Source organism: uncultured Ferrovibrio sp. (assembly GCF_937960835.1).
GTDB lineage: Bacteria > Pseudomonadota > Alphaproteobacteria > Ferrovibrionales > Ferrovibrionaceae > Ferrovibrio.
The window spans coordinates 69838-81162 of record NZ_CALGPC010000009.1 but is presented as its reverse complement, the minus strand read 5'-3'; the positions used below and the strand labels follow the sequence as shown (position 1 = coordinate 81162).

At 57.6% G+C, this 11325-nt stretch carries 9 protein-coding genes; all 9 read left to right on the top strand.

The annotated features are described in order from the left end of the window. The first annotated feature begins 108 nt into the window (after positions 1–108). The 9 genes from Q0603_RS08700 to Q0603_RS08660 all read left to right on the top strand — a co-directional run bounded on the left by Q0603_RS08700 (position 109) and on the right by Q0603_RS08660 (position 11312). Positions 109–1254, top strand: a complete 1146-nt coding sequence (locus tag Q0603_RS08700) for an acyl-CoA dehydrogenase family protein (protein WP_298724671.1) — start codon at positions 109–111, stop codon at positions 1252–1254. 8 nt (positions 1255–1262) lie between these two features. Then, positions 1263–2993 (top strand): thiamine pyrophosphate-binding protein, encoded by a 1731-nt coding sequence (locus tag Q0603_RS08695; protein WP_366132468.1) that lies wholly within the window; start codon positions 1263–1265, stop codon positions 2991–2993. An 11-nt stretch (positions 2994–3004) separates the two neighbouring features. Then, positions 3005–4258 (top strand): L-2-hydroxyglutarate oxidase, encoded by a 1254-nt coding sequence (gene lhgO, locus Q0603_RS08690; RefSeq protein WP_298724669.1) that lies wholly within the window; start codon positions 3005–3007, stop codon positions 4256–4258. Between the two features lie 70 nt (positions 4259–4328). Then, positions 4329–5330, top strand: a complete 1002-nt coding sequence (locus tag Q0603_RS08685; protein WP_298724667.1) for a TAXI family TRAP transporter solute-binding subunit — start codon at positions 4329–4331, stop codon at positions 5328–5330. A gap of 1 nt (position 5331) precedes the next feature. Continuing rightward, positions 5332–7260: a TRAP transporter permease gene (locus tag Q0603_RS08680; RefSeq protein WP_298724664.1), complete on the top strand. Its 1929-nt coding sequence runs from the start codon at positions 5332–5334 to the stop codon at positions 7258–7260. Further along, the gene (locus Q0603_RS08675) at positions 7257–8903 is read left to right on the top strand and encodes an FAD-binding protein (protein ID WP_298724662.1); all 1647 of its coding nucleotides are present in this window, start codon (positions 7257–7259) and stop codon (positions 8901–8903) included. Before Q0603_RS08680 ends, Q0603_RS08675 begins: the two co-directional genes overlap by 4 nt. Before the next feature lie 25 nt (positions 8904–8928). Continuing rightward, positions 8929–10092: a CoA transferase gene (locus Q0603_RS08670; RefSeq protein ID WP_298724660.1), complete on the top strand. Its 1164-nt coding sequence runs from the start codon at positions 8929–8931 to the stop codon at positions 10090–10092. A 13-nt stretch (positions 10093–10105) separates the two neighbouring features. After that, positions 10106–10522: a MaoC family dehydratase gene (locus Q0603_RS08665; RefSeq protein WP_298724658.1), complete on the top strand. Its 417-nt coding sequence runs from the start codon at positions 10106–10108 to the stop codon at positions 10520–10522. Between the two features lies 1 nt (position 10523). After that, on the top strand, positions 10524–11312 hold the full coding sequence (locus Q0603_RS08660) for an enoyl-CoA hydratase/isomerase family protein (RefSeq protein ID WP_298724656.1): 789 nt from the start codon (positions 10524–10526) through the stop codon (positions 11310–11312). Positions 11313–11325: the final 13 nt, after the last annotated feature.

The window sequence follows — 11325 nt, the reverse complement described above, 5'->3', positions numbered from 1 at the left end:
GTACTTGACTATGATCATTCATCATTGATCATAGATAAATGATGTGGTACATGAACTTTGCGCGCCGCCGCTTAACCGCGGGGCGATTAGGGCAGGAAACGGATTAAAATGAACTTTGAGTTGTCCGACGAACAACGGATGGCCGTTGAAAACTGGCGCCGTTTTTTAGAGCGCGAAATTCGGCCCATCACCGATTTGCATCGCGATTCCTATTTCCCCAAGGACGTACTGAAACGGCTGCTCAAGGCCACCGGCGAGTATGGGGTCGGCAATGGCTGGGTGCCCGAAGAGGGGGGTGGACTCGGCCTCGACTTTGTGACCAGCGGGCTCCTCTACGAAGAGCTTGCCCGGGTTTCAGCTGACCTTGCTGGCGCGGCCTTCGTCAACGAGGGCGCGGCTATCAAAGTGTTTCATGCCGGCTCGCCGGAAATCAAGGAACGGTATCTTGGGCCGACGCTTGCCGGCGATCTCATCGGCTGCTCGGCAATCAGTGAGCCAAATGTTGGATCGCATGTGCGTGGCATGCGGACCAAGGCGGTGCGCCAGGGCGACTGCTATCGCATTACAGGTGAAAAGCTGTGGATATCGAACAGCTCGGTTGCGGACTACGTTGTGTTGGTTGCTGCAACGGGCGAGCAGGAATTCACGATGTTCCTCGTCGATCGAGAGGAGCATGGGTTTGAAACAAGAGAAGTCGAAAAACTGGGGCTGAACGGCTGGTCGCTCGGTCAGATCATTTTCAATGATGTAGTCGTCCCGGCTAGCAATATTCTTGGCAAGCTCGGCGGTGGTTTGCGCGAGACCATGCGCGGTTTCGAACGATCCCGCTGCTTCATCTCGCTGCTGGCGCTTGGTCTTGGGCGCGCCAGCCTCGATGCCGCCATCGAATATGCCAAACAGCGCGTGCAGTTCGACAAGCCCATCGGCGCACATCAGCTGGTACAGCAGCTGATCGCGGAAATGGCGATTGAGCTCGAAGCTTCTCGCCTGATGGTATTCCGCGCACTTGCGCTTCTGGATCGACAGGTGGGCTCAAATACTGAAGCGGCGATGGCCAAGGCTTTTACCACCGAGGCTGTGCAGCGCATCACCTCTAAGGCGATCCAGGTGCATGGCGCATTTGGTCTGTCGAGAGAATTCCCCGTGGAACGCTACTTCCGCTCGGCACGCATGCTGACCATTCCGGATGGCACCACGCAGATCAACTATCTCATCATCGGTCGTAAGCTGCTCGGCTTGGATGCTTTTGCGTGAGTGTTGCCATGTCCAATATGAACTCTGCTCTTCTGTCGATTGCAGGCCGCAAGCAGGAAGGCGACGCTCCGGTTGTTCGTACCGGCGCCCAGCTGCTGGTTGACACGCTGCAGATCAATGGTGTCGACCGCGCATTCTGCGTTCCCGGTGAGAGCTATCTGGCTGTCCTGGACGCATTGCATGATGCTCCGGATATCCAATTGGTCGTTTGCCGCCAGGAAGGCGGCGCTGCGATGATGGCGGAGGCCCATGGAAAACTGACTGGGCGGCCAGGAATTTGCTTTGTTACACGAGGGCCTGGTGCGACCAATGCAAGTGCCGGCCTTCATGTCGCGTTTCAGGACTCCACGCCGATGATCCTGTTCATTGGGCAGGTCGGACGCGACATGCGAGACCGGGAGGCATTCCAGGAATTGGATTACCGGCGCGTCTTCGGCCAGATGGCCAAGGATGTTTTGGAGGTTGATGCCGCCGAGCGCATGCCCGAAATCGTCAGCCGTGCCTTTCATACGGCAACGGCCGGCCGGCCGGGCCCCGTTGTGGTGGCCTTGCCAGAAGATATGCTGCGCGACAAAGTCGAGGCTATACCGGCTCGTCCCTGGCAGCCGGTGGAGACTGATGTCGGACAGCCGGAGTTGGAGCGGTTGCAGGCGTTGCTGGCTGCAGCCGAGCGGCCTTTCGTCATCGTTGGTGGCGGTGGGTGGACGGCGGAAGCGGCCGCCGATCTTCAGGCCTTTGCGGCGGCGCATAAGATCCCAGTTGGAGCTTCTTTCCGCTGCCAGGATTATTTCGACAACACAAATCCTTTCTATGCAGGCCATGTGGGCGTCGGGATTGATGCCAATCTTGCCCGCCGCGTACGCGACGCGGACCTGCTTGTGGTCATTGGTGCTCGCCTCGGCGAGATGACGACAAGCGGCTACACGCTGCTGCAGGTTCCATCGCCGCAACAGGTTCTGGTGCATGTGCATGCCGACGCGGAAGAGTTGGGCCGCGTCTATCGGCCTGATCTAGGCATCAATGCTTCCCCCCATAGATTTGTCAAAGCGTTGACGAGATTGCCGGGGGCTGAAAACTGCCGCTGGCTGGACTGGACCACAGCCGCGCGTCGGGAGTTCGAGGCCTTCATACAGCCGACCGCAGTGCCCGGCGGGGTCAATCTCGGAAAGATCGTCGCCTCTCTCCGCGACATGCTGCCGCCGGAGGCCATTGTGACCAATGGGGCGGGAAACTATGCGACTTGGGTGCATCGGTTCCACCTCTACTCGCGGTTCCGAAGTCAGCTTGCTCCGACTTCCGGTTCGATGGGATATGGTCTGCCAGCAGCCATTGCTGCGCAATTCGTCCATAGAGACCGGCCCGTTGTCTGCTTTGCCGGTGACGGTTGCTTCATGATGACCTGCCAGGAATTCTCCACGGCGGTGCGTTACGACCTGCCCGTCATCGTAGTCATCGCGAACAACGGCATGTACGGCACCATTCGCATGCACCAGGAGCGCGACTATCCTAGCCGCGTCTCTGGAACGGACCTGATGAACCCCGATTTTGCCCAGTTCGCAGAATCCTGTGGCGGTCATGGTGAAATAGTAGAGAAGACGGAGGATTTCGCCGCGGCCTTCCAGCGCGCCCGTGCATCCGGAAAACCATCCATTATCGAGCTGCGTATCGATCCGGAGGCGCTGACTCCGAATGCGTCACTATCGCAGATCCGCAATGGGCTCGGTCCTAAGAAGCGGTGAGTCCGACATCGATGCAGGTCGACTTTACCATCATCGGTGGCGGCATCGTCGGGATATCGACGGCTCTTCACTTGATTGAGCGTCAACCGGGCGCGTCGATCCTGGTTCTGGACAAAGAACAAGTCCTGGCAGCACACCAGACGGGACATAATAGCGGTGTCATCCATGCTGGTGTTTACTACGCGCCAGGCAGTCTGAAGGCCCGTTTCTGTCGGGAAGGGCTGGTGGCGACAAAAAACTTCTGCCAGCAGCACGGTTTGCCATTCGAGACCTGCGGCAAGCTTATTGTTGCGACCAATGAAATAGAGCTGGCCAGAATGGGGGCGTTGTACAAGCGTGCCCAGGAAAATGGTCTCTCGATAGAACGACTGGACGACACCGAACTGCGTCGGCGTGAACCGCGGATCGTCGGCAAAGGAGCGCTTTTCGTCTCTGAGACTGGGATTGTGGACTACACCGCGGTTACTCAGGCGATGGCGGAGGATTTCCGCGTAGCTGGCGGCGTAATTGAACTGGGCAACGCGGTCCTTAACATCCGGGAAGAGCCAGAAACAGTAATATTGGAAACAGAGACCGGCACGATACGCAGCCGCTACTTGATTGCCTGTGCGGGGCTGATGGCGGACCGGCTGGCTGCCATGTGTGGACTGGCAGATGACTTTCAGATCGTGCCGTTCCGTGGGGAGTACTTCCGCCTACCGCCGGCAAAGGACGATATCGTTCGCCACCTCATCTATCCGGTGCCGGATCCTGCCTTGCCGTTTCTTGGCGTCCATCTGACGCGAATGATCGGTGGCTTTGTCACAGTCGGGCCCAATGCCGTCCTGGCGATGAAGCGCGAAGGCTATCGCAAGAGTGACTTCAATCTCCGCGATGTGGCGCAGATGGTGTCCTATCGCGGTTTCTGGAATGTCTTGCGGCGTAATCTGCGCTCCGGAATTGACGAGATGCGCAATTCTTTATTCAAGCGCCAGTACCTTGCTCTCTGTCAGAAATACTGCCCTGAGCTGACCGAGGACGATCTGTTGCCATACCCGGCAGGCGTTCGCGCGCAGGCCGTTTTACCTGACGGCACATTGGTCCATGACTTTTTGATCAAGTCCACTGCGCGAACGATGCACGTCTGCAATGCGCCGTCGCCAGCTGCTACATCGGCCATGCCGATCGGCAAATATATCGTCGAAACAGCGATGAAGAACTTTCAACTGCCTAGCGACAGTTCGAAATCGCAGTCCGCTCTGCTCGCACATGGAGGAGTTGTCTAATTGGGGTGAGTAGAATCTAGCGATCTAGAGGGTTGGAAGAAAGCTTACTGGCAACCATTGGGAGGAAACAATGGAATTCTTATCCGTTATAAAGAAGACAACACTGGCGATGTCAGCCGCGGCTGTCATCGGCTTGATGGCCACGGGCTCTGCCCTGGCAGAAATGCCAAAACCCAAGAGTCAGTTCCTGTCTCTGGGTACGTCTAGTGTTGGTGGAACCTGGTTCTCGCTGGGCGGCGTAATGGCCAGCTTGATCAGCAAGACATATCCCGAGCTCAAGGTGACCGCTGAGATCACCGGCGGAACGGTCGATAATCTTAAGCTGATGGGCAACAACAAGCTTGAGCTGGCCTTTGCCACCAGTGCGGAAGCCTACTTGGCAGTCCATGGTCAGCCGCCCTTCAAGGAGAAGATGAGTGACTTCGCCGGGGTGATCGGTGGCCACGGCATCTTCTGGCATCTCTATACGCTCAAGAGCACGGGCATCAAATCGATCCGGGACCTGAAGGGTAAGCGTGTATCGCTGGGTGCTGCCGGCTCTATCGGCAACTCGATCGGCGAGATCGTGCTCAAGGCCCACGGTCTCGAAATGGGCAAGGATTGGCGTCCAGAATACCTGTCGCACGGCGACGGCCCTGGCGCTTTGCGTGACGGCACCATCGATGCGGCATTGGTTATCAGTTCCTTCCCAACTGCCGCAGTGATCGATCTGACCAGCGCCGAAGGCGAGAATGTCGTTTTCCTCAACCCCGAGCCGGAGATTCTGGACCAGCTCCTGAAAGAGCGTCCGTACTGGTCGAAGGTTTCCATTCCCGGTGGAATCTATAAAGGTCATCCGAATGACATCCCGAATTCCTTCGGTGTCTCGACGATCCTCTTGGCCAGCAAGAAGCTGAGCAAGGAAGCTGTGTACGCGATCACCAAGGCGCTTCTTGAGAACAATGAAGAGCTGAGCAAATCCCATTCCTTGGGACCGGACTGGAAAAAAGAGAATGCTACCCGCGGCATCAAAGGAGTGATCGAGTTCCATCCTGGCGCCGAAGCATATCTGAAGGAAAAAGGACTGCTTTGACATGGCCGATCCTTCTTCCGCCATGATGAAAACTCTGAATAACAAGGAGCCCTGGCCAGCCCTGCTGGCCGGGAATCTTGCTGCTCTGCTTTCTCTCTTTCATCTCTACACCAGTTTTCGAGGCACGTTGCCGACCTTACAGCAGGTATACGTGCATCTTAGCTTCGCACTGGTGCTGATTTTCCTGACCAGGCCAGTATTCGGTCCGGAATCTAAATTTCGTAGTCTTCGCTGGGTCGTAGATGCGCCGCTGGTAGTGGCCTCAGCCGCGGTTGGTATCTATGTCGTTTTGAATTTCATGGAAATCTCGCAGCGTGGTGCGGGCGATCCTTCCCAAGCCGTCATCGTGCTCGGGATTATCGCCACGCTGATAGTGCTGGAGGGAACGCGGCGCATCCTAGGCTGGGCGTTACCTGCACTGGCTGTTATTTTCATCATTTATGCTTTTGTCGGACCGTATTTGCCAGACTTGCTGGCTCATCGCGGATTCGACATAGAGCGGCTCGCGGCGACTTTTTATGTCTCTGCATCCGGGATGGCAGGTACTCCATTGCAGGTCTCTGCGACCTATGTCGCCATCTTCGTGATCTTCGCTGCCTTCCTCGAAGTATCCGGGGCTGGAAAGTTCTTCATTGACTGGAGCTATGCCGCTTTGGCTTGGTTCCGCGGCGGACCGGCAAAGGTTGCGATCCTGGCAAGCTCGTTGATGGGAACCGTCAGCGGTAGTGCAGTGGCGAATACGGTGGCCACCGGCACTTTCACCATTCCAGTAATGAAGCGGTCTGGCCTGCATTCCAATTTTGCAGGTGCAGTTGAGGCGGCGGCTTCGTCTGGCGGCCAGATCGTGCCGCCTGTCATGGGGGCTGCGGCCTTTATCATGGTGGAAATTCTTGGGCGCCCCTATTCGGAGGTTATGGTCGCTGCCGCCCTGCCGGCCTTGCTCTACTATGTGGCCCTCTTCTTCATGGTGGATTTTGAGGTAGCTCGCCAAGGTATCAAAGGCCTGCCTCGCAACGAACTGCCGAGCGCATGGAAGATTTTCTGCACCGGCTGGCATCTGGCAACGCCGCTGATCATCCTGATTCTGCTGCTGGTCGTGGCGCAATATACGCCTTTTAAGGCGGCATTCTATGCCGTGCTGGCAGTTGTTGCGGTTAGCTGGATATCCAGTTCGACACGCATGGGGCCCGCTAAGCTGTGGGATGCGTTGAAGCGCGGAGGCAACGGCATGCTTGAGGTTGCCGCGGCCTGTGCCTGCGCCGGGATTACCATCGGCGTGCTGATGCTAACCGGATTGGCTCTGAGACTTTCAGGGATACTGATCGATTTTTCAGGCGGCAATCTTTTTGTCTTGCTTGTTCTGACGATGGCGATCTCGATCGTCCTTGGAATGGGGCTGCCAACGTCGGCGGTGTATATCGTCCTTGCCGCGCTGGTTGTGCCGGCAATGACGACTCTTGGTGTCGATCCGCTGGCGGCGCATATGTTTGTCTTCTATTTCGGTGTAATGGCCAATGTGACGCCGCCAGTTGCAATTGCAGCCTATGCCGGCGCCGCAATCGCCAAGGGCGATGCCACGAAGACAGGTTTCATTGCCTTCCGGCTGGCATTATCCGGTTTCTTGCTGCCTTTCATCTGGGTTTACAACCCGTCATTGCTGCTTCAGGGCGACACCGTAGAAGTCATAACGACGATGGTGGGGGCGGTGGTTGGAGTGATTGCGCTCTCCGCTGCAGTGCAAGGCTATCTGTTCCGCGCTCATGCGACCTGGTACCAGCGTATCCTGCTCGGTGTTGGGGCCATAGCATTGATCAAGCCTGGCCTGACTTCAGATCTACTCGGGGCCGGACTGATTGCGGCTGCCATTCTGTCTCGTTTTGTCTTCGGCGCGCCTGCCGTGGCGCAGCGCCAGACCGAGGAGGGAGCGTGACGCCGAGAGATATCGAAGTTGCCGAGGTCGATATCCTCGTCCTCGGCGGCGGAATCGCAGGATATCGGGCAGCTATTGCCGCCCGGGAGGCCGGGGCCAGAGTTGGACAGGCTTATCTGGCGCGCGGAGCTTCGCCTTACATCATCGGCGCCAACGTGCCACTTGGTGCGGTAGATCCTCGTGACGCGCCCGAGCAGTATGCCACCGACATGCTGGAGGGAGGGTATCATCTAAACGATCGCAGGCTCGTGAAGGCGCTGGCTGAGAATGCTGTTGCGTCGTTCGAGGACCTCGTACGTTTGGGCATCCCCTTTGCACGCGATGAAAGGGGGTATCGGCAGCGTCATCTGTCTGGCAACAGATATCCGCGCTCGGTTTATATCCCCGAAGGCCTCGGCAAGGTAATGCTGGAACATCTTGTCCGGCATGCCGAAGCAATCGGAGTGTCCGCTTGGTCCGGCTATCGGGTGGTCGCGCTGCTGCGTGACAATAGCGCGGTGGTAGGGGCATTGCTGGCTGATCGTCGCACTGGCCAGCTGCTCGCTGTTCATGCCGGTTCGGTCTTGCTGGCAATGGGCGGCATCGGCCAGCTTTATCATGACAGCACCTATCCAGCCGACGTTGCTGCCGATGCTTACGCTTTGGCGCTTGAGGCTGGCGCGACTCTCATCGACATGGAGTTTGTCCAGTTCGAGCCCGTCGTGGTCGTAGAACCATCTGATTGTCGCGGCATGGAGATGCCTACGGCCATGCTTGGCGACGGCGCGCATCTGCTGAATGCGAAGGGGGAGCGGTTCATGTTCCGCTACAACCCAGAATATGGCGAAAGGCAGATCGAAAAGGCACGCATGTCTCTCTGCATTCAGCAGGAGATCGACGAAGGGCGTGCATTTCCTGACGGTACCGTGCTCTTCGACACCACGGTAGTGCCACCGGAGAAGCTGGAGAGCTACGTGTCTCACTGCAGGCGCTTGCGCAACGCAGGCCTGGAGCCGCGGACGCAGGGCGCGAGGGTTCGTCCGGCAGCTCATAGCGAGATGGGCGGCATATCGATCGATGCCGACGGCTGGACCGGCGTTCCGGGCCTCTATGCTGTCGGCGAGGCGAGTGGCGGAGTCCATGGCGCCAGCCGTCTGGCAGGGAATGGCGGCGGCGAAACTATCGCTATGGGCTGGCTGGTTGGACGCGCCATGGCCGCCCAGGGAAGAAATCCACAGGTATCGGATTGGAACAGGGTTCATGCCGAGGCACTCGACATGTTCCTCGCAGGGCAGAGCCGAAAAGGGGCAGGCGAGGTTGATCAGATCAAGCAGGCAATAAGGGCGATCATGAGTGCATCGGCGGGGCTTTTCCGCACCGCTGAAGGGTTGCGGAAAGGACTGGAGGAAATGACTCGCCTTAGTCGGGTGGCGGAAGAGTTACCGCGCGAAACGTTAGACGAGGCTTTAGGGGCGCGCTCCTGCCGCAACATGACTTTGGTTGCAGGCCTAATCCTGCAGGCTGCTTTAGCGCGTACAGAAAGTAGAGGTGCACACCAGCGTAGGGACTATCCCGACCGCGATGACTCGTCATGGCTGAAGCATATCGGTTTTAGGCGCGAGGAGACTGGCCGCGTCCGTATGGACCTGCTGGCCCTTCAATGAGATTGGAGTGATTGAGGAGAGTTTTATGCAAGACAAACCGCTCAAGGGTGTAAAGGTAGCGGATTTCACCAGACTCTTTGCCGGACCCTTTTGCACCATGCTGCTCGCCGATCTCGGCGCCGACGTGGTGAAGATCGAAGCACCTGAAGGCGATCCCATCCGCCATCAAGGCCCGCCTTTTTATGACGGAAAGAGCATGGGCTTCCTGGCTGTGAACCGGAACAAGCGTTCTGTGGTGCTGGACGCCAAAGATCCGAAACAACTGGCTCTCACTCGCCAGTTGGCTGAAAAGGCCGATATCGTGGTGGAGAATTTCCGCCCTGGTGTGATGGAGCGTATGGGGCTCGGCTACGCCGAATTGTCGGCGAAGAATCCGCGTCAGATTTATGCCTCCATCTCCGGCATGGGCGCGACTGGGCCCTTGCGGGATAAGGGTGCTTTCGATTTAACCATACAAGCTGAAGGTGGCTTTATGAGCTTGACCGGTGAGCCCGATGGCGCGCCGATTAAGCTGGGAACATCCGTTTTCGACCTGGTCTGCGGACAATATGCGCTCAGCGCTATCCTGACCGCCTTGTACCAGCGCGAACGGACAGGACGCGGCAGTTATGTCGAAACCAGCCTCTTCGAAGGCCTGGTGAGTTATCTGGTCGACGCTGGCCTGGAGTGGTTGTTGATGGGCAACCTGCGTCCCAAATGGGGCTCAGAACATGCCAGCAATGTACCCTACAAGGCATTCAAAGCAACTGATGGGTGGATCGTCATCGGCGCTGCCGTGCAACGGCTTTATGAAGCCTTGCTGAAGGTGCTGGGCCGTACGGATCTGCTTCAGGATGCACGTTTTACCACGATGAAAGACCGGGTTACCCACCGCAAGGAGCTTTACGCGATCCTTGATGCTGAGGTGGCTAAGTGGTCCGTGGCCGAACTTGCAGCGAAGCTTGATGCTGCCAACGTCCCTTGCGCCCCGGTCAATACGATGGAGGGCGTCTTCAAGCATCCGCAGACATTGGCTCGCAACATGCGCGTCGAGGCCCGCAAACAGGATGGCACAACGATGCCGATGATTGGGTCTGCCATCAAGTTCCGTGATTTCGACATTTCGTCAGAATGGACCGCTCCGCCTGCCTTGGGTGAGCACACGGAGGAGGTGTTGTCAGACTGGCTGGGTCTCGCCGGCGTAAAATAATAGGAGAATGAGCATGCAGGAAGCTGGCAAGCCGGATGTCAAGATTGGCAGTCGCGTAGTCTTCACCAAGACGATATCCGAAGCGGACGTTTATCTCTATGCAGGAATAACCGGGGACTTTTCGCCCAATCATATCGATGAAGTCTACATGAGCCGCGGCCGATACGGTCGCCGCATCGCACATGGCACGTTGCTGCTCGGCTTGATGTCTGCAGCTTCTGCCCGGCTCTATCTGGGGCGAACGGTATCACTCGGATATGATCGTATCCGGTTTACCGCTCCGGTTTTCTTCGGCGACACCATATCGACAACATATACATTGACCCGTATCGACGAGGAAAAGCGGCGCGCCTATGCGGATGTCGAATGTGTAAACCAGGACAATAAGACCGTGGCTGTTGCCACCAATGTCCGGGCATGGGTGGATTGAGATGAGTAATACGGACATTCTTCTGGTCGAAGAACGCGGTCAGATCGCAATCCTCACGCTTAATCGCCCGCAAGTGCAGAACGCTATTTCCAAGGCTTTGGCGGAGACACTCGAGGCCGCGATTCGCGCCATCGCCAAGCGACGGGATCTTCGCGTGGTGATCATCACCGGAGCAGGGGATCGTGCCTTTTCTGCAGGTACCGACCTGAAAGAGCGGCGAGAGTTGGATGCCGATGGCAAATGGGAGCAGGCTGGCGCGCTGCGCAAGGCCAATGATGCCATCTGGTCATTGCCGAAGCCTGTCATTGCCGCCATTCAAGGCTGGTGCCTGGGGGGCGGTTATGAGATCGCCCTGAACTGCGATATTCGAATTGCCTCGAAAACGGCAGTATTTTCCTGGCCGGAGATGCAGCTTGGGGCGTATCCGGGGGGGACAGCTGGCGTCATGTTCCCTCGGTTGGTGGGCCGTGCCCGGGCCAAGGAGTTGTTTTTCACGGCCCGCAAGGTCAAAGCGGAGGAGGCCTTAGAGCTTGGAATCATCGAACGGCTGACCGAGCCAGGCGAGCATCTCACCACTGCCTTGGCCATGGCACAGGAGATCATCTCCAACTCCAGCCCCCTGGGGGCAGCCGCAGTCAAGCAGATGGTCAATCTTGGCAGTGAGATGAGCGTGGCTGAGGCGCATGTGTTAAACGATCTGCTGCGCCGCCCGCTGGAGGGGACCAAGGACTACGAGGAAGGTATCCGCGCCTTTTTCGAGAAAAGGCAACCAGTCTGGCAAGGCGAATAATATTCTGCTATGT